This window comes from Streptosporangium sp. NPDC003464 (assembly GCF_053588315.1).
This window is the reverse complement of record NZ_JBSFPS010000163.1, coordinates 1-22,257: the sequence shown is the minus strand read 5'-3', so window position 1 is coordinate 22,257 and position 22,257 is coordinate 1. Positions and strand designations below refer to the sequence as shown.

Genomic DNA, 22,257 nt, shown 5'->3' with positions numbered 1-22,257 from the left:
GATCGCCCGGTTCACCCGGCTGGTGCGCGAGTCCACCGCGGTGGACGCGCGTTCCGGGGTGTCGGCTCGACGTTCAAGGTGGTCACCGCCGCCGCGCTGCTCGCCGGCGGCCTCACCCCGGACTCACCGGTGACGTGCCCGGCGACCTACACGCCCCCGAACGGCCAGGAGGTCACCAACGCGGGAGGATCCGGCATCGCCGGGGCCCTCACGCTGAGCGGCGCCTTCGCGGCCTCCTGCAACACGACCTTCGTCGAGCAGTCGATCCGCCTGCTGTCCGACGGCGGCCTGGTGCGGGCCGCCGAGCTGTTCGGGTTCAACAAGGACCTCAAGGGTCCCGGGGTCTGCGGCGAGATCAGACCGCACCCGGACCTCGACGGGCTCCGCTCCGACGCCATCGGCCAGAACTCCGTGGTGGCCAGCCCGCTCTGCATGGCCCTGGCCGCCGCCGCCGTGCGGGACGGCGCCTGGCACCAGCCGATCATGGCGAGGCTGCCGGTGCGGACCGGCGAGGCGGTCCCGCTGCCGCCGGGCGTGGCCGCGGGCCTGCGCACGATGATGCGGGAGGTCGTGACGGCCGGCACCGCCTCGGCCGTCCCCTTCCCGGCCGGTACGGCGGGCAAGACGGGGACCGCCGAGGTGGGAGGGGGCGGACGGGAGCACGCCTGGTTCATCGGCTACCACGGCAAGACCGCCTTCGCCGTCCTGGTGAAGAACGGCGGGAGCGGCGCGGAGGCGGCCGCGCCCATCGCGGCGCGCTTCCTGCGGGCGCTCTGAGGCCGCCCGGCGGGGCTGTCCGCGCGTCGGGGGAGCCGGTTCTGTAGGACAGATCACAACCTACGGTGAAGTAAGTTACGCTACCGTAGGTTTATGACCACGACTGCTCCCGAGAGGCTCACGCTCCCAGAGTCGATCAAGCCACGCCTCCGCGGCTGGCTGCACGCCGGAGCCCTGCCCGTCGCGCTCATCGCCGGATTCGTCCTGGTGGCGCTGGGCCCCACGCTGCAGGCGCGGCTCGCCGCCGCGATCTACGCGATCACCTCGGGCCTGCTCTTCGGCATCTCGGCCACCTACCACCGGGGCGCGCTCTCCCCGCGCCTCGGGGAGGTGCTGCGGCGCCTGGACCACGCCAACATCTACCTCATCATCGCCGGGACCTACACGCCGTTCGCGATGCTCGCCCTGGACGGCCCCGCCAGGGCGGCGGTCCTCGGCGTGATCTGGACCGGCGCGGTCGCCGGGGTGCTGTTCCGGGTGCTGTGGACCGGCGCCCCCCGCTGGCTGTCCACCGCGCTCTACATCGGCCTCGGCTGGACGGCCGTCTTCGTGCTGCCCCAGCTGGTGGCGGGCGCGGGGGTGGCCGCGGTGGTCCTGGTCTTCGTGGGCGGGCTGCTCTACACGGTGGGCGGAGTCGTGTACGGCCTGCGCCGCCCCGACCCCTCCCCCCGCTGGTTCGGCTTCCACGAGGTCTTCCACGCCCTCACCGTCGCCGCCTACCTGGTCCAGTACGTGGCGGTGTCACTGGTGGTCTACGCGGCGGTGTGACGCGCCGGGCGCCGTGGCCCGGCGGGCCGGGTCACTGCGGCGGGCAGAGCGGGACGAGCCCGAGACGGCGCACCGCGAGCTCCGCGTAGAGCGCGGCGCCGTCGGGCAGCACGGCGTCGTCGAAGCGCGCCTCGGGGGAGTGGTTGTAGGCGGCCTTGCCCGCGTCGGTGTCCGAGGGGCACGCGCCGAGCGCCACGAACGCCGACGGGATCCGGTCGGCGACGAAGGAGAAGTCCTCCGATCCGGTGAACGGCTGGGGGGCCTCGACGAAGCGCTGCTCGCCGTACACCTCGCGGATGGTCGCGCCGACGAAGTCGGCCTCGGCGCCGTTGTTGACCGTGACCGGGTAGCTCACCTGGTAGTCGGCCTCCACCTCCAGCCCGTAGGCGGCGGCGATCCCCTTGACCAGGGTCACCACCCGCTCCTGGATCCGCTCGTGGGAGGTCCTGGAGAACGACCGGATCGTCGCCTCGAACCGGGCCTCGTCCGGGATCACGTTGTCGGTGGTGCCGGCGTGGAAGCTGCCGACGGTGACGACCACCGGGTCGAACACGTCGAACCCCCGCGTCACCATGGTCTGCAGCGCGGTGACCATCTCGCACGCGACGGGGATCGGGTCCTTGGCCCGGTGCGGCGCCGAGCCGTGGCCGCCCGCGCCGCGCACGGTCACGACGAACTTGTCGGCGGCGGCCATCATGGGGCCGCCCTTGGTGATGAACACCCCCTGGGGGAGCGCCGCGCTGATGACGTGCAGGGCGTAGGCGGCGACCGGGCGCTCGCCGGCCGCGTCCAGCACGCCCTCGTCGATCATGATCTTCGCGCCGCCCTGCCCCTCCTCGCCCGGCTGGAACATGAAGATCACGTTCCCGGCGAGCTGGTCCCGCCGGGCCGACAGCAGGTGGGCCGCCCCGGCCAGCATGGTGGTGTGCAGGTCGTGGCCGCACGCGTGCATCCGGCCGTCCACCTGCGAGGTCACCTCCGCGCCGCTGCGCTCGGAGACCGGCAGGGCGTCCATGTCGCCCCGGAGCAGCACGGTCGGGCCCGGCCGGGCGCCGCGCAGCACGGCCGTGACCGAGCTGAGCCGCTCGCCGAGCCGTACCTCCAGGGGCAGGCCCGACAGGGCGGCCAGCACCTTCTCCTGGGTCCGGGGCAGGTCGAGGCCGATCTCCGGCTGCCGGTGCAGGGCGTGGCGGAGACGGACCAGCTCATCTCGCATGTCGGCGGCGGACTCGCGAAGGGACACGGCACTCCTCCTGGCGATTGCGTGATCTGAACGCACGATATCCCCGATTTGACCGTTTTGAGGTCTCGGGTTGGCGATCTTCTGGAAAGGAATGGATCACACGAGGAGGGCACATGGAAGAGCTGGCTCGCACCTGGTGGGTGCATCTGGTCCGGGGCCTGTGCGCGATCCTGTTCGGTCTGCTGGCGATCGTCTGGCCGGGGATCACAATCTACGCCCTGGTCATCGTCTTCGGCGCGTATGCCGTGGTCAACGGTGTGTTCGCGCTGTTCAGCTCCGGGCGCGGCGGCTCCCGGGTATGGATGATCGTCTACGGCGTCATCAGCATCCTGGCCGGCGTCCTGGCCTTCGCCCGGCCGGGGATGACCGCGCTGGCGCTGCTGTACGTCATCGCGGGCTGGGCGATCGTCACCGGTCTCATCGAGATCGTGGCCGCGATCCGGCTGCGCAAGGCCATGGAGGGGGAGTGGATGTTCATTGTCAGCGGCGTGGTGTCGGTGCTGTTCGGCATCCTGCTGTGCGTCTGGCCGGGCTCGGGCGCGCTGGCCGTCGTCTGGCTCATCGGCACCATGGCCATCGTGTACGGCATCGCCCTGATCGCGCTGGCCTTCAGGGTCAAGTCGCTCGGCGCGCACCGGGCGGGCCCGTCGGGGAACCCGCGCGTCGTGTAGTCACCGTCAGGGAAGCTGCGTGTCACGTAGTCACTGGAGAATCTTCACAAAAATCGGCCCATGTGCGTAATGTCTCCATATAGATGCCCTGTTGGCGGGGAATCATCTGTCCGACTCACTGTGGAGGGGACATGGACGTGCACGGCCGTCTCGCTCGTCATCTACTCGTCGACGGCTACCGGCTGGTGCTGGACCTCGAACGGAGCCGGGGATCCCGGCTCGTCGACGCCCGCACCGGCCGGAGCTACCTGGACTTCTACACCTTCTTCGCCTCGGCGCCGCTGGGTGTGAACCCGTTCGACGACGACCCGGACTTCCTCGCCCTGCTCGGCCGGATCGCCGCGAACAAGCCCGCCAACTCCGACCTCTACACCAGCCACCTCGCCGACTTCATCGAGACCTTCAACCGGGTCCTCGGCGACCCCGAGCTGCCGCACCTGTTCTTCGTGGAGGGCGGCGCGCTGGCCGTCGAGAACGCCCTGAAGTGTGCCTTCGACTGGAAGAGCCGGCGCAACGAGGCGGCCGGCCGCCCCCCGGAGCTCGGCACCAAGGTGCTCCACCTCACCCGCGCCTTCCACGGCCGCAGCGGCTACACCCTCTCACTGACCAACACCGACCCGGTCAAGACCGACCGCTTCCCGACGTTCGGCTGGCCCCGCATCGAGGTGCCCGCCATCCACTTCGGCGGCGTCGAGGCGGCCGAGGAGCGGGCGCTGGCCCAGGCGCGGGCGGCCTTCGAGCGGCACCCGCACGACATCGCCTGCTTCATCGCCGAGCCCATCCAGGGAGAGGGCGGCGACAACCACATGCGGGCCGAGTTCCTGCGGGCCATGGAGGAGCTCTGCCACGACAACGACGCGCTGTTCGTCATGGACGAGGTGCAGACCGGCGCCGGGATCACCGGCACCCCCTGGGCCCACCAGCAGCTCGGCCTCCGTCCCGACATCGTGGCCTTCGCCAAGAAGATCCAGGTCGGCGGGGTCATGGCGGGCCGCCGGGTCGACCTGGTGCCGGACAACGTGTTCCAGGTCAGCGGCCGGATCAACTCCACCTGGGGCGGCGGCCTGGTCGACATGGTCCGCTCCCGCCGGATACTGGAGATCGTCGAGCGCGACGACCTGATCGCGCGGGCCGGAGAGCTCGGCCACGGCCTCCTCACCTCGCTGCTGAAGCTCCAGGCCCGCTTCCCGGAGGTGGTGGAGAACGCCCGGGGCCGTGGCCTCATGTGCGCCTTCGACCTGCTGGATCCGGCCGAGCGCGACCGCCTGGTGACCCGGCTCAGGCGTGAGGAGGGCGTGCTCGTCCTGCCCTGCGGCGAGCGGTCGGTACGGCTCCGGCCCGCCCTGTCGGTCACCCCCGAGGAGCTGGCGGAGGGGGCGGCCGCCATCGGCCGGGCCCTGGAGGCCTCCCAGGACCTGCAGCTGTCGGCCTAGACGGGTAGGCCCCGCCCCCGGCCGGTGGCCGTAGGCGCACCCGTGATCCCGTCATGGATGACCAGGGACTCCGTAGGGAGATCATCATCGACCCGGACACGTACGCGGACCTCGGCGGTGGACCGGATCCCGCTCGGGGGCCGCCCCGCTCACCGGCGCGGGGGATCCTCGCGGGCGGCCCGTCCCAGCCAGAGGCCGATCGCGGTCACCCGGGAGTCCGCGCCGAGCTTGGCGTAGATCCGGTTCACGTGGTTCTTCACGGTCTTCTCGCTGAGGAACAGGTGCTGGGCGATCTGCCCGTTGGAGCGTCCTGTGGCGATCAGCTCCATGACTTCGGTCTCGCGCCTGCTCAAGCCCGTCTCGACTCTGGGCTCTGCGTCGAACGGGGCGTCGTCGACTCTCATACGGCCTCCGTGGCAGCAACACGGTCAGGTCGCCGAAACCCCCGGTCTTACGGCGTAGCGATAGCAGCGAGCATAACCCGCAATATCCATCTTTGGTGGGTAAGTCGAAAGTGAGGAAAAACAGAACGGCCGGTCCTGTAGGACCGGCCGTTCCTCTGGGGTGAGCGAGGGGACTTGAACCCCCGGCATCCAGGACCACAACCTGGCGCTCTGCCAACTGAGCTACGCCCACCATGTCCGCCGCAGCAGCACATGGAAAGTGTAGCGGTTTTCAGGAGTCTTTTCGCACTCCGTTCCGCACGTGCTCAGGTGACGGGGCTGGAGACGCCCTCGGCCAGCTTGCGGGCGGTGAGGGAGTCGGGCCCGGGCTGGGCCACGAAGACCGCCGCGCGGTAGTAGCGCAGCTCGCGGATGCTCTCGGTGATGTCGGCCAGAGCCCGGTGACCGCCCTGCTTCTCGGGTGCGGCGAAGTAGACCCGTGGGTACCACCGGCGGGCGAGCTCCTTCACCGACGACACGTCGATCATGCGGTAGTGCAGGAACATGTCCACGGCGGGCATGTCGCGCGCGATGAAGGAGCGGTCGGTGGAGATGGAGTTGCCGCACAGCGGCGCCTTCTTCGGATCCGGGATGTGGCTCTTGATGTAGTCGAGCACCATGGCCTCTGCCTCGGCCAGTGTGACACCGCCGCCCAGCACGTCGAGCAGCCCGGAGGCGGTGTGCATCTCCCGGACCACCTCCGACATCTGCTCCAGCGCCTCGGGCGGAGGCTTGATGACCACGTCGACGCCCTCGTCCAGCTGATTCAGCTCACCGTCGGTGACCACGCAGGCCACCTCGACAAGCGCGTCACGGCCGAGGTCGAGCCCGGTCATCTCACAGTCGATCCAGACCAGCAGGTCACTCATAGCCTTCAGGGTAGTACTCCCTTCAGGAGAGCTTGAGCGAGTCGACGACTCGGTTGGCCAGTGAAACGTCCAGATTGTCGGGCACGGACACGTACACCAGCCCCGGACGCGCGCCCGCCCCCCGGTCCACGATCACGAAGGCCCCCCGTTCCTTCTTCCACTTCCAGCCGTTGGCCTCCGACTCCTTGGAGAAGTCCAGATCGAACATGAGCAGCCAGGCGTCCTTGCCGTCGATCTTGAGGGCCTTGTTCTGCACGATCTTGCGCTGGTGGCTGGGACTGTAGAAGGTCTCCTCGGTCGCGTGCAGCAGGGTCGCGGCGGTCGCCTGCATGCTCTGGACCCCGTCGTAGCCGAACTTGTCGGGAAGCTCGCCGGCGAAGATGTTGCCGAGCCAGTTGTTGCCCTGGCCGTCGTAGTTCTCCTGGGAGGTGGCGACGGCCGCGCTGGACCACGTGAACCCGAGCGGGCCGCCGCCGACGCTGTCGGGCACCTCCCACGGTGAGTCGGGGAACTCGTAGGACAGGCCGGTCACCGGGTCCTTGAGGCGTCCGTCCTGTGGCTGGGGCAGCTCGGTGGTGCGGTCCGGGTCCTCCTGCGACGGCGAAGGCGACGGCTCGGGTGTCGGCTCGGAGGTCGGCTCCTGCGACGTCACCGTCGGGGCCGGGCTGGACTCGCTCGCGACCGGCCTGCGCCCGGGGCTCACCAGGAACATGGCGGCGACCACGATCCCGATGAGCACGATCACCGCTCCGCCGCCGCCCAGGATCCACGGCCAAGGGCTGCTCTTGCGCGGCGACGTGCCGGCCGGGAGGCCGTACTCCCCGGCGGGCAGCCGCATCGTGGTCCCGGCGTCCCAGCGCGGCTGCCCGGCCTCGGGCGCCCCCGGCCCCTGCGGCTGGGCGGAGGGCTGGTTCCACGGCCCCTGCGGCTGCTGCTGCGCGGGAGGTTGGTTCCACGGCCCCTGCGGCTGCTGCTGCGCGGGAGGTTGGTTCCACGGCCCCTGCGGTTGCTGCTGCGCGGGGGGCTGGTTCCACGGCCCCGTGGACCCCGGTGGCGGTCCCGCCGGCTGAGGCGACGGCCCGCTCTGCGGTGCCTGGTGCGCGGCCTGCCCGGCGGCGTCCGTCGGGTGGGTGGCGTCAGTCCACTGGTTGCCGTCCCACCATCGCAACTGTGGTGAACCGTAGGGATCGGGATACCAGCCGGAGGGGGTCTGCGTGGTCATGGCCGCCAGAGTAGTAAGAACCGGTTTGTCGCGCATTGCTGACCTTGATGGTCATATGTCAACACCTGAAGGTGAAGGCCGCCTTGTCCTGGAGCTTCTTGCCTCCGGGCAGCGGGGAGAGCAGCCGGAGAGTGGCCGTCCCCTTGAAACTTCCCTCGCCCTTGACCACCCACTGGAGGATCACCTCGTGCGAGGTCTTCCCGGACGCCACGGTGTCGGTCTGCTCGATCGTCTCCTTGCGGTCGCTCCGCTTCCACTCGTAGCGGATCTCCCCGGCCGAGCCGTTGGTGGTCAGCAGGCCCTTGATCTTGACGGTCGCGCCGCATCCCTGCGTCTTCTTCGGCGCGACCACCTCCAGGCCCGTCACCTCCAGCGGGACCGTCGAGGAACGGAGCAGCCAGGCCGCCAGGGCGGCCACCAGCATCAGCGCGAGCGCCACCGAGGACAGGGCCGCACGGCGCCGCCGCCGCCTGGCCGGGGCGCCCAGCACCCGGAGCCTGCCGGAGGGGGGCTCGGTCGGCTGCTCCCGGCCGGCCCGCCAGAGCTGCGCGGCCGTGGTCTCCACCGGCACCCCGGGACCGAACCGCATGACCACATCCTCGGTACGGCTCTCGCCGGTCCGCGGAGCGCGCAGCAGCGTGACGATGTCGCCCTCGTCCGGAACGGCCGGTGCCGCCACCGGCTGCCCGCCCCGGGTCCGCGCGTCGTGCGCCGACCACCGGTGCAGGGTCTCCACCAGCCTGTCGTGGGTGGTGAAGCCCGGCGGCAGCAGGTCACGCCCGGCGAGCACGGCGTCGCGGGCCGGGGCGAGCCCGTGGGTGGAGGCCGTCGCCGCCGCCCGCTCGAACAGCTCGGCCGCCCGCGGTGAGGGCGCGGCCCAGTTCGCGGCCAGTCCCCGGGCGAGCGAGGCCCAGGCCGCGACGTCACGCTCCGGGGAGGGGGGACGGCCGTATATCGCGTCGGCCAGACCCCGTTCGGCGAGCAGCGCGGACCCGTCCGCGGCGATCACCACGTTGCCGGGGTGCAGGGCCCCGTGGGCGAGCCCGGCGGCGTGCAGGGCCAGCAGCGTCTGCGCCGTCTCCACCAGGACGGTGGCGGCGGCGCCCGCGTCGGGCCGCGGGACGCCGGACGTCTCGGTCAGCAGGTCGGTCACCGCCGGGCTGGCCGGCTCCGCGGTGAGCAGCCAGACCTCGCCCTCCGCCGCGACCAGGTCGGCGACCGGGACCAGCCCGGTCAGGCCGCCCTGGGCCAGCCTGCGGTCGGCGACGACGGCCGCGACCAGGCGGTCACGCACCGCCGGATCGGCGACCAGCCGCGGATCCAAACTGAGCGCGCTCCCCGGCCGCCCGTCGGCGGCGACCGCTGACGACCAGGTCCCCAGCTCGCCGGTCCAGGTCCGGTGGGTCAGCCGGAATCCGGCCAGACCCCTCCGGTCGGCATTCATGATCGTGTCCGTCCCGCCATCTACCGCCGCCTCCGGTGCCGGCCGGCCACCCTCCGCTTCACCGCCAGTGTGAACGGCACCGCGCCGCTCGTCACCAGGCCGAAGGCGAGAAGGGCCGAGGGGACCGTCTCGACCGGGGGCGTGGGCGAGGAGGTCAGGCTCGGCGGCCCCCCGCTGCCGGTGGGGCTCCCCCCGCCCGTCGGCTCGGTGTCGGTGGAGGTGTTGGAGGGGCTCGGCTGGGTCGAGGTGGTGGCCGTGGCGCTCTGCGTCGGCTTGGTGGTCTGCGTCGGCTTGGTGGTCTGGGTGGGCCTGGCCGTCTGCGTGGGGGCGGCCGTCTGCGTGGGAGTCGGCTTCGCCGACGGGGTCCTGGACGGACGGTCGCCGGAGCTGTCGAGGGTGGAGCTCTCCTCTGCCGTGGGAGTCGGCGAGGGCGACCTGGTCGGCTTCCTGGGCGGTCTCCTGGTCCGGGTCGCCGACGGCGTGGGCGTCGCCGAGGGCCGCACGGTGGGCGTGGCCGACGGCGGGCCGGCGGCGGGGCTCCCGGTCGGCGCCGACGTGGGCGTGGGCGTAGGTGTCGCCGACGGCTCCTGCGACGGTTTCTTCGACGGCTCCTGCAGGGGCTCGTCGGGCTCGTCGGTCTCATCGGCCGGGATGACCGACTCCACCGGGTCCGAGAAGGGGTCCGAGGGCTGCGTGGCGGCCGAGCTCTGCGCCCGGACCGGGACGCTGTCACCGGAGTTGACCAGCACCGCGCTCACCCCGCTGATCACCGCGATGCACCCGATGCCGATCAGGATCTTGGCGCTGGTCTTGCTGAGCACGGACGTCCTGGCGGAGGCGGAGCCCGCCTCACGCCCGCCGAGCTCCGTCTCGGCCAGCGAGGTGCTGGTCTCGGGCCGCTGGAGCTCCAGCGGGAGCAGCGAGGCCATGATCCCGACGAGCCCGGCGAGGCGGCGGCGGCCGCGCTCCTGCCAGTCCGGGCCGTAGGCGTCGGCGGCGACCGCCTCCAGCTCGGTGAGGAAGGCGGTGGCGGTCGGCGGCCGGTCCGCCGGGTGCTTGGCCAGGCCCCGGTCCACCAGCCCCTGCAGGGCCGGTGGCACCTCCTCGACAGGCGGGGGCGTGCTCTGGTGCTGCCTGGCCAGCGCGGCGATGTTCGTCGCACGGAAGGGCCGGGTGCCCGTCAGGCACTCGAAGAACACGACGGTGGCGGCATAGACGTCGGTGGACGGCCCGGCCGGGGCGCCCGCCCACTGTTCGGGGGCCATGTAGGGCGGCGTGCCCGCGGGGGTGTCCCCGTCGCCGGAGCGGACCGCGATGCCGAAGTCGACGAGCCTGCTCGTGCCGTCGGTCTCGACCATCACGTTCTCTGGCTTGAAGTCACGGTGCACGATGCCGGCCGTGTGCGCGGTCGCCAGCCCGAGGAGGGCGCCCTTGAGCACGAGCAGCGCGGCCTCGGGGCCGGTCGGCCCCTCCGAGCGGAGGATCGCGCGTAGGGCGACGCCGTCCACGAGCTCCATGACGATGGCCGCGCCCTCGCCGGTCTCGACGTAGTCGTACAGCCGGACGGCATGCGGGCTGTCCAGGGTGTTGAGCACCCGTGCCTCGTGCCGGAACCGCGCCACGAAGCCGACGTCGCTCCTGAGCTCGTCGGACAGGTATTTGATCGCTACCAGGATGTCATCGGCGTCGTGCCGTGCCATGACCACGCGCCCGGCGGCGCCCGCACCCAACTCGCGAATCTCGGTATAACCGGGGACTCGCCAGGCTGATGGCGTGCCGTACATAACGGTCTCCTCAGATGTCTGGGCCCCCACCCATAAAAGACGGACCGTAGCTTAGCGATAGATCATCAATTTCTGCTCATTAATCACTAAACAGCGGCATGCGGCCGTAATGATCAGGGGTTGTCCGGCGGGACGGGGTCGGCGGACGGTCCGGCCGGCCCCGCCGAAAAGGGCTCCGGAGCGGGGGCGGTCCGGGTGGCCGGGCGCGCCGTCCTGGAGGCCGGTCCGGGGCTCTCCCCCAGCCCTTCCCCTGGCCCTTCCCCCGGCCCTTCCTCCGGCTCCTCGGCCGGGCCGGGGGTCTGCGTCGACGGGTCCGGCGGCTCGGGGGTCTGCGGTGGCTCGGGGGTCTGCGGTGGTTCGGCGGTCGGCGTCGGGCTGGGCGTGGGCTCGGCGCACGGGGCGGTCCGGCCGCTCGCGTCGCCGGAGCCGCCCGGCGGGACGCTCGTCGCCGTCACGCTCCAGGTGGACCCGCAGGGCACCCTCGGGAAGGCGAACCTGACCGTCCGGGTGTAGCTCGTCGCCCCGGACAGCGGCACGACCGCCCGCTGGACCGCCCGGCCCACCCGGAAGGCCACGCGCAGGCGCACCTGCCCGCGGTTGCCGGTGTCGACGGCGACCGTGACCACGGCCGCGCCTCGCGCGTCGACGCCTGCCCGCAGCACGTCCACCCGCCGCACCTCCGGCCTGGGCGGCGCGGGGGTAGGGGTGATCGTCGGGGTCGGGGTGGGAGTGGGAGTGATCGTGGGTGTCGGCGTGGGGGTGGGGGTGATCGTCGGCGTCGGCGTCGGTGTCGGGGTGCGGGACGGCCCCGGGGACGGGGTCCTGGTGGCTGTGGGGGTGGGCCTGGGCGTCCGGACCGGCGGCCCCACCGGCCCGGTGGCGGTCGGGGAGACCTGGGGTCCGGTGGCGGACGGCCCGGAAGTGGGCCCACCCTCCCCGGTGGACGCCGGCGGGGACGCGGAGGGAGAGGGCGGCGGCGAGAAGGCCGCCGGGCTCGACGGCTCGGGGGACGGCGAGGGCTCGGCGGCGGCGATCTCGATCCGCTGGACCTCCGGTGCCCGCCCGCCGGCCAGCACGTACGCGCCGACACCGCCCGCGACCACCACCAGCCCCGCCCCGACCGCGATCCCCGTGGCCCTGCGGCGCAGCGTGCCGAGCACGGTGCGGAAGAGCGTGGTCCCGGCGGTCGGATCGGGGGCGTGGAGCCGGAACAGCAGCGGCAGCAGCAGGGCCAGCGCCGCCAGCCGGCCCCTGCCCCGCTCCTCCCAGTCCTCGCCGTAGGCGGCGACGGCCACGGCCTCCAGCTCGGCCACGAATCCGGCGGCGGTGGCCGGCCGGTCCGTCGGGTCCTTGGCCAGCCCCCTGGCCACCAGCTCCCTGAGCGGCTCCGGGACCTCTCCCACCGGGATCGGCGCGCTGTGGTGCTGGTGCATCAGCACCGTCCGGTCGATCGCCCGGTACGGCCGGCGGCCGGTCAGGCACTCGAAGAAGACCGCCGTCGCGGCGTATACGTCCGTGGCGGGGGAGGCGGCGCCGCTCACCCACTGCTCGGGCGCCATGTAGGGCGGGGTGCCCGCCGGGAGGTCCACCTCGCCCGCGTGCACGGCGATGCCGAAGTCGACGAGCTTGCTGGCGCCGTCGGCCTGGACGAGCACGTTCTCCGGCTTGTAGTCCCGGTGCACCAGGCCGGCCAGATGGGCGGCGGCCAGCCCCATGAGCGAGCCCTTGAGCACGGCGAGGGCCGCCTCCGGCCCGGTGGAGCCGTGCTCGCGGAGCATCTCCCGCAGGGAGACGGCGTTGACGGCCTCCATGACGATGGCGGCGCCCCGGGCCGCCTCGACGTATTCGTAGATCCGGACCACGTTGGCGTCGGCCAGCTCCACCAGGAGCCTGGCCTCGGCCCGGAACCGGGCCAGGAAGTCCGGATCCGCCCTGAGCCGCTCGGCCAGGTATTTGATCGCGACCTGGACGCCTGACTCGTCGTGCCGGGCGAGCATCACCCGGCCACCGCCGCCCGCGCCGAGCTCTCGCAGCTCGGTGTAGCCGGGCAGGTGCCATCCACTGACCGTCATCGCGGCCTCCAGCGTTCCGGGTGAAGGTCCTCCCTGTGAGACGTGCGTCCGGCGGGCCCGGTTTGCCGGGAAAGGCTTACCGAATGGATATGGTTCGGGAGGCGATGTGCGTGGGAACGTCCACATCCACGATCATCGCCGGGTCGGTCTCGGGGGCACCCCACGACGAGTGGAGCGGCAGGACCCCGGCCCAGACGGGCAGCGCGTAGTCCTCCTCGTCGTCGACCGGCGGCCCCTGCCGCACCTTCACCGACGCCTCGGCCAGGGAGAGGGCGAGCACGGCGGTCGCGGCGAGCTCCTTCCTGCTCGGCGGGCGCGCGACGTCCCACTGGCCGGGGGCGAGCTGCTCGGTGATCGCGCGCAGGCCGGCCAGGCGCTCCTCGTCGTCCTCGACGAGGCGGGGGCGGCCGTAGATCATGGCGGAGCGGTAGTTGACCGAGTGGTGGAAGACCGAGCGGGCCAGCACGATGCCGTCCAGGTGGGTCACCGTGACGCAGACCTCGCCGGCGCCGCGCAGGGAGCTGGAGCCGGTCGATCCGTGCAGGTAGAGGGTGTCGTCGATCCGGCCGTAGCCGGTGGGGACGACCATCGGGGAGCCGCCGACCACGACGCCCAGGTGGCAGACCAGTCCGGCGTCCAGCACCGCGTACAGGTCACCGCGGTCGGTCCGGGCCCGATCCTTCGAACGGCCGAGGGTGGTGCGGGGAGTCGTAGAGAGCATGGCTCTAATCTAGGGAGAAGTGGATATCGAGAACATGTCCACTTCTTGCCGCTTCTGGGAGACCACTTTGCCGCGTACCCCTGTTGACCTGCCCGTCTCGGTGGACCGTCAGGCTTCCGTAGCCCTCACCGTCCAGCTCGGCGACCGGCTCCGCACCGCCATGCGCGAGGGCACCCTCAAGTCCGGCGAGCGCCTGCCCTCCACCCGTGCCCTGGCCCGCCAGCTGTCCATCAGCCGCACCGTCGTCACCGAGGCATACCAGCAGCTCTACGCCGAAGGATGGCTCGACGGCCGGCACGGCTCCGGCACCTACGTGGCGGACCTGGTCATCCACACGCCGGCCGCCGCCCCCCGGCGCGGCCCCGCCGTCCCCGGCGCCCAGGACGCCCGCGCCGGGGACGGTGACGGCCCCGCGCCGTCCGGCGCCCCGGCCGTGCCGCTCCCGGCGGCCGCGCGCGGGCACGGCGGGCAGGTGATCGACCTTCGGCCCGGCCGGCCCTGGGTCCGTGACTACGACGAGGCGGCCTGGCGCAGGGCCTGGCGGAGGGCGGCCGACCTGCCGCCGGGGGACAGCCCCGACCCCTACGGCCTGCCCAGGCTCCGCCGGGCCCTGGCCGAGCATCTGCGCAGGACCCGGGCGATCGCCGTCGGACCGGAGAACATCATGGTCACCCGGGGCACCGGCAACGGCCTCGACCTCGTGGCCGCCACGCTGGTGCGCGCCGGCGCCCGGGCGGGCGTCGAGGACCCCGGCTACCGCGTCGCCAGGAACGTCTTCGCCGCGCGGGGCGCCGAGATCGTGCCCTGCCCGGTCGACGAGGACGGTGTCGTCGTCGAGGGGCTCCCCGACGACCTGCGCGTCCTCTACACCACCCCGGCCCACCAGTACCCCCTCGGGGGACGCCTGCCGGTCCCGCGCAGGGAACGCCTCCTCGCCTGGGCCCGCCGTACCGGCGCGATCATCGTGGAGGACGACTACGACGCGGAGTTCCGCTACGACGTCGCCCCGCTGCCCGCGCTGCACGGTCTCGACCCGGAGCGGGTGGTCCTGCTCGGCACGCTCTCCAAGTCCCTCGCCCCCGACATCGGCGTCGGCTGGCTGGTCGCCGAGCCGGACCTGCTCGCCGCCGTCGCCAGGACCCGCGAAAATCTGGGCGACCGCACCAGCGGCCCGGCCCAGCAGGCGGTGGCGATCATGCTGGAACGGGGCGACCTGGACCGCCACCTGCGCCGCATGCGGCTGGAGTACGCCCGCCGCCGCGCCGCCGTCGTGGACGTCCTCGGTTCCCTGGTCACCGGTGACACCGCGGGACTGCACGTCATGGTGGAGCTGCCGGCCGCGGTCGTCCCGTCCCTGCTGAAGGAGGCCGCGGAGCGCGGCGTGCTGCTGGACTCGACGGCCGTCCGCCACCATCACGGCGATGTGCGCAGGCACGGGCTGGTGCTCGGGTACGGCTCCGCCTCGCTGGCCGACGTCAGGCGGGGGGTCGCGGTGATCGCCGAACTGCTCGGGCCCTGGCTGGCGGACGGAGCCGAATGGCGTTCTAATGGTGGGCTATGAGCACGCCTGGTATCAACTGGCCCCATCTGGTCGCCTGGATGGCCGCCAACGTCGCCGAGGTGGGGGAGCCCACCGGCGTCTCACTCATCTCCGGCGGCAGGTCCAACCTGACCTACCGGGTCGAGACACAGGCCCGGCCCCTGGTGCTGCGCCGCCCCCCGCTCGGCCACGTGCTGCCCACCGCCCACGACATGCGCAGGGAGTGGCGGGTCATCTCGGCGCTGGCGGAGACGGAGGTGCCGGTGCCCGAGCCGGTCGCGCTCTGCGCCGACGAGGACGTGATCGGAGCGCCCTTCTACCTGATGGGGCACGTCGAAGGCGCGGCCGTCCGCAGCCGTGACGAGGCGCGGCTGTCGCCCGCCCAGGCCAGGGCGCTGTCGGAGCGGCTCGCCGAGGTTCTCGCGGCCATCCACGCCGTGGACTACGGCGCGGTCGGCCTGGGCGACTTCGGCCGTCCCGACGGCTACCTGGCCCGCCAGCTCGAACGGTGGGGCCAGCAGTGGACGCGCTCGAAGACCCGTGAGCTCCCCGAGTACGACCGGCTCGCCGAACGCCTGCGCCGGCGCCTCCCCGGCAGCTCCCCGGCCGCCCTCGTGCACGGGGACTACCGCCTCGACAACACGCTGGTACGGCTCGCGCCGGAGGCCGGCCCCGAGATCAGGGCGGTGGTCGACTGGGAGATGTCGACCCTGGGAGACCCGATCGCCGACCTCGGCCTCACCCTGACCTACTGGCAGGACCCGGGGGACACCGAGCGCTCCTCCATCCCGCTGGCCGGCGACATCACGCTCACCCCGGGTTTCCTCGACACCAAGCAGTTCGCCGAGCACTACGCGCGGGCGTCCGGGACGGACCTGTCCGACCTGGACTTCTACGTGGCGTTCGGAAACTTCAAGCTGGCGGTCATCGTGGAGGGCATCCACGCCCGGTTCATGCAGGGCAAGACCGTCGGCGAGGGCTTCGAGCACATCGGCGCCTCCGTGCCCACCCTGATCGCCCGGGCCCACCGGGCACTCGACGGACGCTAGGACCCGGCTCCGGGGAGGTCCCGGTGCGGCGCCCGCGGGTCCCCTGGACCGATCATCTAGGCGGCGTCCGGTGAGCGGGCGGGGCCCTGCCCGGCGCGATACTCGATGCGGTCACGCCGGGCACGCCGTACGGTGAGCCGTGTGGCGAGCCATGTGGTGAACAGCGCGCCCAGGGCCGCGGCCGAGGTGACGCCGGCCAGTGCCGTCACCGCGGCGGGCATCGTGAACCTGCCGCTCAGGAAGAACGCCTCACTCACGATCACGCCGGTCGAGACGCTGAGGGCCACCGTGAGCGCCATGCTCTCCAGGGCGTCTCCCGCGTGGTCGCGGCGGCCGAGCAGGGGACGGAACAGGGCCAGCACGGCGGCGCCCGGGCAGGTGAGCAGGTAGACCACCGAGACGGCGACCCGCACCGGCCCGGCGCCCGGGACCTCCGTCACGAGGAGGACGAGCCACCCGGAGGCGGCGAGCAGCAGCAGGCGTAAGAGGCTCATGGCTTCCTCGGGACGAGTTCGTAGACGACGCCGCCGGAGTTGCGGATCAGCACCCTGAAGCGGTCCGACGCGGCGACCTCCCGGCCCAGCCGGTCGACCGTCCCCCGGGGGAAGATCCCCGCGGTCTCGGTGGCGCTCTTCTGCACGCGGTTGAGCACCAGATACGACTTGGCCCCCGGCGGCACCTTCGACATGAGGCCGACCAGTGACGGCAGCGGATCGCCGACCAGCTCCGGCAGGGTGGGGACATGCTCCGGCAGGCCCCGTACGGCGGTGCGCGACGGCGGCAGCTCATCCAGCCAGGTGTGCTCGTACCGCTCGTAGTAGTCGTAGGCCCCGGGGAGGAAGAACGTGGGCGCCACGATCAGCGAGCCGGGCGGCGCCACCCGGTGGACCTCCCGGACCAGCCGGACCTCGTCGGCGGTGAAGTAGTTCGACTGCTCCTTGCCGTAGTTGCCGAAGAAGAAGCCCGCGACCATGAGCAGCAGGACCGGGGTCAGGACCAGCGCGCGGGACCAGGCCCGGCGGGAGGGCAGCAACAGCGCCGCGGCCAGGAACGCCGTCAGCGGCAGCGTGAACAGGTAGACGCGGAAGATGATCTCACCGCCGTAACTCCCCGCGGCGAGGAACAGCAGCGGGCTCAGCCCGATCATGAGCAGTGGCAGGCCCGAACGCCTGAGCCAGCCGCGGCGCGCGAGGGCGCCGGCGGCGGCCAGCAGCCACACCCCGCCGGAGAGGGCGCGGTCGGCGTAGGCGACGATCACCTGCCCAGGGGCCGCCGAGCCGAGAGTGATGAACCCGTCGTCCAGGTTGCCGCCGGCGTCGCCGAGCGAATCGATGATGTCGCTGAACCTGCTCTCCAGGAGCTGCCAGGCGGCCACCGCGTCCCACGCCGCCACGGTCAGGCCGGTGACGAGCAGGATGCCCAGATTGCGGTGCCGCCGCAGCAGGAACAGGGCGACCAGACCGACCGTCAGCACCAGTGGCGTGAGCTGGTGGGACGAGGCGATCGCGATGATCGGGACGGACAGCACGCACGTCCAGAGCAGGCGGGTGGAGGTGCCGGTGACGGGCGGTGGATCCGCGGCCAGTCCCCGCGGATCGCCGCCCGCCCTGATCGGCCCTCGCCGGAAGCGCCTGACCACGACCGCGAGCACGGTGAGATACAGGACCAGGGTGGTGGCCTGGGGGGAGAAGTAGTCCTGTCCGACCCAGGAGCAGGAGAAGTAGACCCACACCGCGCCCCAGACCAGCTGGCGGTTGCGCGTCACCGTCCGGAAGAGCAGCAGCAGCGGCAGCAGCAGCGCGGCGTTGAAGGCCGCCGGCCCCCAGACGGCGATGCCCAGCGCGTCGTCCAGCCCGGCCGCCTCCGTCATCAGGGAGAAGAAGGAGAAGAATCCGGGCCACTGGTGATAGGCCGACAGCGGCCCTGTCTCCGGGTCGGTCGCGCCGTGCCGGATCAGGTAGTCGATGACCGAGACGTGCTTCCAGGCCCACGAGTAGCGCAGTGACGGATAGAGCAGGGCGGGTGTCGCGTGCAGCACGGCGATCAGCGCGAGCGCGTATCCCGCGTGCCAGAGTTCGAGGGCCCGCCGGTCGCCGAGCAGGGTGACGAACCCGGCGACCAGGACCGCGATCGCCCCCCAGAACGTGGCGGGCAGCACGGTGAGCAGCCCCAGGTCGGTCATCCGGTCGAGGTCGACCCGGCGGAGCGAGAATCCCCAGAGCACGACGGCGGCCGGCAGCGCCGTACGGGCGAACAGGCGCGTCCAGAGGCTCGCCCGCCGGGTGGTCCCGTCGGTCCGCGTCGTGCGCAGCCGTCCGGCCGCGTAGCCGAGGCCGGTCGCGGCCAGGCCCAGGAGCATGACCAGCAGGGCCTTCCAGCCCTTGACGTCGGCCGGCCCGGTGAAGGTGACGGCGCGGAACACCGCTCTGGGCAGCGCCCTCCTGACCGGGGCCAGATGGGCTCTCAGCCCTTCCCGCCCCTCGGTCCGCCGCCGGACGCCGGCCTGCGACCGGCCCTCGGCCGCGCACCGGGCCAGGAAGTAGGACAGCCGGGCCCGGTGCGCCGGCACGTTCAGCCGCACGACCGCCGAGGGCTGGTGGAGCAGCTCCGCGTCCGGTCGCAGCTCCCGCAGCCGGGAGCGCAGCTCGATCGCGGTCCCGCCCGGTGGTCCGGCCGCGGCGTCGCCGGGCCGGCGCTCCCCCCTCTCGGCCGAGCCGTCCGTCTCCGGGAAGCCGCCCGCCTCGGCCAGCGCCTCGCGGCGGAAGGACAGGGCGCCGCCGTACAGGTCGTCGATCGGGGCCGCCTCGGCGGGCGAGCCGGTGCACGGCACCCCCAGCACCCACGCCAGCTCGGCGGGGTACCAGTCGGGCTTTCCCGTGCTCCAGCCCACCGCGACTCTGCCGCGCACCCCGATGACGCGGTCGTCGGCGTAGGCGGCCCGCAGCGACTCCGACCAGCCGGGCGCGGGGAAGGAGTCGTCGCCGAGGAAGGCGACCACGTCTCCTCGCGCGCTCGCCAGCCCCAGGTTGCGTGCTCCAGCCGGGCCGACGGCCTCCTCGCTGTGCACGACCACGACGCCGTCGAGCGTGGCCTCGGCCCAGGCGGCCAGCTCGGGACAGTGGTCGACGGCCAGCACGATCTCCTCCGGAGCCGGCCGCTGGGCGCGTAACGCCGTGACGAGGGAGGACAGGCGGGGCCCCGCGCCGGGGGAGTCGCTGACGATGACGGCCGACAGGGACGGGCCGGTGGTGCCCCCGGTGGCGTGCGGCTCCTCGTCGCGGGCCGGGACACGCCAGGTGATGACGGCCGAGATGTCCTCGGCGGGCCGCGGCCCGGTCACCGTGCCGCCGGACTGGATGTCGTCGGGCCGGGTGTCGTCGGACTGAGTCGGGGAGCCGTCGGGTTGGGTGAGGGAGTCGTCGGGCTGGGGCGGGGAGCCGTCGGCCTCCGCCCGTGCTCCGGCTCTCTCCGGTGCGCGGAGATCCTGGGTGTTCTCGGAGACGTCCGGCTGCCCGGACTCGGCGGGGTGGCCGGCGGCCCGGAGCTCGGCGAGAGCCGCGATCACCGTGGTCGGCTCGCCGTCGGCCGGGTCTCCGGTCTCCGCCGAGCCCTCGGAGCTCCTCGCCGGACGGCCGTCCTCCGAGAGCGGGGCCGGGGCGGGGGGTGATCCCTCTTCGGGGGGCGGGGCCGAGGTGGGGGGCGATCCGTCTCCGGGAGGTGGGACCGCGGCGTCTTCGGGGGACGGGATCCGGCCGGGGGCCGGTCTTCTCATCGGGCGGGTGGTCGAATCGTCGATTACCTCTCCGGCCTCCCTGCCCTCCACGCGCACCCTTTCCTGAGCCGGTCGATGCGAATGCCTGGCCCTGACTTTACTCCGCGGGATTCTTCTCCGCCCCCTGCCTGGCAGGGCCACGGCCTGGATGTTCCGGCGCTGTTCCGAACTGTTCGGAACAGCGCCGATCTTGTGCGGCCTTCCGTTTATCGCTCACCATCCATCATGTTTCGCGCTATTTGGCCTCATGTCGTCATCGAGGCCACAAGATGGAGGTCGCATTTGAAAAGATCGTTCACTCGAAGGCGTGCCGGGATTCTGCTCGCCGCCACGTTCGCCGCCGCATGGGCGACGACGGCGGTGCCGCAGACGGCGACTGCGGCAGTCACGGGGCCACCGCCGCAGGCGTCTTCGTTCGATCACGTTCTTCACTGGAACAACGTTCTGCTGAAGGCGTTCCGTGCCAGCGTGAAGGAGAAGGCGTCTCCGGGGCGGCTGGCGCGGGCCGCGGCGATGATGAACATCGCCATGCACGACGCGAACTGGCCGGCTGCGCCGAGGACCTACCTCCCCCGGATCACGCAGCAGCATCCGGACGACTCCATCGAGGCGACCATGGACGCCGCCGCGCACGGCGTCCTGACGAATGTCTTCCCTGGCTTCGACTTCACGTCGGCGCTGCAGGAGGCAACCAACCAGATCCCCTCCTGGGTCGATCCCGCCCGCATCGAGGGCGGCAAGGTCGACGGGACGAAGATCGCCAACCTGATGATCGCGGAACGCTCGGGGGACGAGCCCGCCTTCTCGCCCACCTACGCCCTGGACGGGGTCCCGGGCTCCTGGCGCCCGACCGGCGCGGACGGCGCGCTCGACCCGAATCTCGGGCAGCTCAAGCCGTTCGCCATGACGTCGGGCAACCAGTTCCGGCCGCTGCTCCCGGCCGGGTTCACCTCCTACGACCAGCTTCTCCGCAGCCCGCAGTACGCGGACCAGGTCAACGAGGTCAAGCTGCTCGGATCCGGGGGGCCGACGACCCCCACGACCCGCACCGCGGCGCAGACCCAGGTGGCGCACTTCTGGGCCAACGACCTCGACGGCACCTACAAGCCGCCGGGGCAGCTGCTCGCCACCAGCATCGAGATCTCGAAGCTGAAAGGACTCAAACAGAGCGAGAACGCCGAGCTGTTCAACCTCGTCTCCATGGCACTGGCCGACGCCTCGATCGTGGCCTGGGACGCGAAGTACGCCACCCCGATCGACCTCTGGCGGCCCCAATCCGCCGTCCGGGGCGCCGACACCGACAACAACGCGGCGACCGTGGCCGACCCGGCGTGGGTGCCCCTGTCGAAGAACCGGGACGGCGTCCCCTTCTCACCGCCCTTCCCCGCCTACATCTCCGGGCACGCCACCTTCGGGGGAGCGTGGGCCGGGGTCATGCAGCGGTGGTTCGGCCACAACTTCACCTTCACCGTCCGCACCGAAGACCCCTACGCCACGGTGAGGGAGCGCACCTTCACCAGCTTCGCCGCCGCCGCGGAGGAGAACGCGCGCAGCCGGGTCTACCTGGGCGTGCACTACCAGTGGGACGCCGACGGCGGGCTGGAGTCCGGATTCAACCTCGGGGAGTTCGTCTACACCACCCGCCGGGACCAGTGAGCGGCCCCGGCATGGACGGCACGTAGCCGGCAGGCGAACCTTGACGCCCTCCGGGCCGGCGTGGAGATCCTGAGGACTCCGCATTGACCTGGAGGGTGGCATTTTGTCACCGATGGGGGTTAGTGTTCCGCTGATCAAGCGTCGTCGGTGACCGGGGAGGCCGCGTTGTCGTACATGATCGGCACCCCTCCCGGGCCGGACGACGCCACGGATCCAGCGGGATTCGTCATGGCGCTGGGGCGGCTGCGGCGCTGGTCGGGCCTGAGCTACCGGCAGCTCGCGGCCAAGGCGGAGGCGTCCGGCGACGTCCTTCCCCCCAGCACGGCGGTCGGGGCGCTCAGCCGGGCGGCACTGCCGCGAGAAGAGCTGGTCGCCGCCTTCGTCCGGGCCTGCGGGGTGGATGAGACGGTCGTCGCCCACTGGGTCGCCGTCCGCAGGCATCTCGCCGCCTCCGCCGCCCCACGGCCGCCTCTGCCCGTCGAGGGGGCCTATGCCCCCCTCCCCGCCGATCCGCGGCAGGATCCCGGCCCCTCCGGAGCGGGCCCTGCGGGATCCGACCTTCCCGGAGCGGGCCCTGCGGGGGCGGACCTCCCTGGGGCCGGCTCCGCGGAATCTGGTCTCTCCGGGGCAAGCTCTACGGGATCCGGCCCCTCTGGGGCGGGCTCTGCGGGGGCGGACCTCCCTGGGGCCGGTCCCGTGGAATCTGGTCTCTCCGGGGCAAGCTCTACGGGATCCGGCCCCTCTGGGGCGGGCTCTGCGGGGGCGGACCTCCCTGGGGCCGGTCCCGTGGAAT

Annotated in this window: 17 protein-coding genes and 1 tRNA gene; 7 read left to right on the top strand and 11 right to left on the bottom strand. The window is 72.5% G+C overall.

Translation table 11 applies throughout. The features are described 5' to 3' along the window. Window positions 1-777, top strand: a 777-nt coding sequence (locus tag ACWDS7_RS30290) for a penicillin-binding transpeptidase domain-containing protein (protein ID WP_451932040.1), incomplete at its 5' end; no start/stop codon positions are given. A gap of 93 nt (window positions 778-870) precedes the next feature. Further along, window positions 871-1,545 (top strand): PAQR family membrane homeostasis protein TrhA, encoded by a 675-nt coding sequence (trhA, locus tag ACWDS7_RS30285; RefSeq protein WP_451932039.1) that lies wholly within the window; start codon window positions 871-873, stop codon window positions 1,543-1,545. Window positions 1,546-1,576: 31 nt separating this feature from the next. On the opposite strand, the gene ACWDS7_RS30280 is transcribed toward trhA, so the two are convergent. Then, complete coding sequence (locus ACWDS7_RS30280; RefSeq protein WP_306865673.1) at window positions 1,577-2,788, bottom strand: M20 metallopeptidase family protein; 1,212 nt, start codon at window positions 2,786-2,788, stop codon at window positions 1,577-1,579. A gap of 113 nt (window positions 2,789-2,901) precedes the next feature. Between ACWDS7_RS30280 and ACWDS7_RS30275 the strand changes: the two genes are divergently transcribed. Both ACWDS7_RS30275 and lat read left to right on the top strand, forming a co-directional pair. Beyond that, window positions 2,902-3,459, top strand: a complete 558-nt coding sequence (locus ACWDS7_RS30275) for an HdeD family acid-resistance protein (RefSeq protein WP_451932038.1) — start codon at window positions 2,902-2,904, stop codon at window positions 3,457-3,459. A gap of 131 nt (window positions 3,460-3,590) precedes the next feature. After that, on the top strand, window positions 3,591-4,892 hold the full coding sequence (gene lat / locus ACWDS7_RS30270) for an L-lysine 6-transaminase (RefSeq protein ID WP_451932037.1): 1,302 nt from the start codon (window positions 3,591-3,593) through the stop codon (window positions 4,890-4,892). Window positions 4,893-5,041: 149 nt separating this feature from the next. Here the strand turns inward: lat and ACWDS7_RS30265 are convergent, their stop codons facing one another. The 8 genes from ACWDS7_RS30265 to ACWDS7_RS30230 form a co-directional block, all read right to left on the bottom strand. Beyond that, on the bottom strand, window positions 5,042-5,296 hold the full coding sequence (locus ACWDS7_RS30265; RefSeq protein ID WP_306865679.1) for a helix-turn-helix domain-containing protein: 255 nt from the start codon (window positions 5,294-5,296) through the stop codon (window positions 5,042-5,044). Window positions 5,297-5,452: 156 nt separating this feature from the next. Next, window positions 5,453-5,528 (bottom strand) — tRNA-His (locus ACWDS7_RS30260). Between the two features lie 73 nt (window positions 5,529-5,601). Beyond that, the gene (gene orn, locus ACWDS7_RS30255; protein ID WP_306865680.1) at window positions 5,602-6,204 is read right to left on the bottom strand and encodes an oligoribonuclease; all 603 of its coding nucleotides are present in this window, start codon (window positions 6,202-6,204) and stop codon (window positions 5,602-5,604) included. Between the two features lie 22 nt (window positions 6,205-6,226). Continuing rightward, window positions 6,227-7,426 carry a DUF2510 domain-containing protein gene (locus tag ACWDS7_RS30250; RefSeq protein WP_451932036.1) on the bottom strand — a complete coding sequence of 400 codons (1,200 nt, stop codon included), beginning with the start codon at window positions 7,424-7,426 and terminating at the stop codon, window positions 6,227-6,229. A 58-nt stretch (window positions 7,427-7,484) separates the two neighbouring features. After that, window positions 7,485-8,870: a hypothetical protein gene (locus ACWDS7_RS30245; RefSeq protein ID WP_451932035.1), complete on the bottom strand. Its 1,386-nt coding sequence runs from the start codon at window positions 8,868-8,870 to the stop codon at window positions 7,485-7,487. Window positions 8,871-8,890: 20 nt separating this feature from the next. Then, entirely contained in the window at window positions 8,891-10,654 is a 1,764-nt protein-coding gene (locus tag ACWDS7_RS30240) for a protein kinase domain-containing protein (RefSeq protein WP_451932034.1), read from the bottom strand. Between the two features lie 113 nt (window positions 10,655-10,767). Further along, entirely contained in the window at window positions 10,768-12,726 is a 1,959-nt protein-coding gene (locus tag ACWDS7_RS30235) for a protein kinase domain-containing protein (protein ID WP_451932033.1), read from the bottom strand. Window positions 12,727-12,802: 76 nt separating this feature from the next. Next, entirely contained in the window at window positions 12,803-13,447 is a 645-nt protein-coding gene (locus ACWDS7_RS30230; protein WP_451932032.1) for a pyridoxamine 5'-phosphate oxidase family protein, read from the bottom strand. 67 nt (window positions 13,448-13,514) lie between these two features. On the opposite strand from ACWDS7_RS30230, the gene pdxR reads away from it, so the two are divergent. Together pdxR and ACWDS7_RS30220 are read left to right on the top strand one after the other, a co-directional pair. Next, window positions 13,515-15,008, top strand: a complete 1,494-nt coding sequence (gene pdxR, locus ACWDS7_RS30225; RefSeq protein ID WP_451932041.1) for a MocR-like pyridoxine biosynthesis transcription factor PdxR — start codon at window positions 13,515-13,517, stop codon at window positions 15,006-15,008. Next, entirely contained in the window at window positions 15,005-16,036 is a 1,032-nt protein-coding gene (locus tag ACWDS7_RS30220; protein WP_451932031.1) for a phosphotransferase family protein, read from the top strand. Before pdxR ends, ACWDS7_RS30220 begins: the two co-directional genes overlap by 4 nt. Before the next feature lie 56 nt (window positions 16,037-16,092). Here ACWDS7_RS30220 and ACWDS7_RS30215 read toward each other — a convergent pair whose 3' ends face one another. Continuing rightward, window positions 16,093-16,530 (bottom strand): hypothetical protein, encoded by a 438-nt coding sequence (locus ACWDS7_RS30215; RefSeq protein WP_451932030.1) that lies wholly within the window; start codon window positions 16,528-16,530, stop codon window positions 16,093-16,095. Next, window positions 16,527-19,808, bottom strand: coding sequence for a glycosyltransferase (locus ACWDS7_RS30210; RefSeq protein ID WP_451932029.1), 3,282 nt, complete (start codon window positions 19,806-19,808; stop codon window positions 16,527-16,529). Before ACWDS7_RS30210 ends, ACWDS7_RS30215 begins: the two co-directional genes overlap by 4 nt. A gap of 468 nt (window positions 19,809-20,276) precedes the next feature. On the opposite strand from ACWDS7_RS30210, the gene ACWDS7_RS30205 reads away from it, so the two are divergent. Next, the gene (locus ACWDS7_RS30205) at window positions 20,277-21,464 is read left to right on the top strand and encodes a vanadium-dependent haloperoxidase (RefSeq protein WP_451932028.1); all 1,188 of its coding nucleotides are present in this window, start codon (window positions 20,277-20,279) and stop codon (window positions 21,462-21,464) included. Window positions 21,465-22,257: the final 793 nt, after the last annotated feature.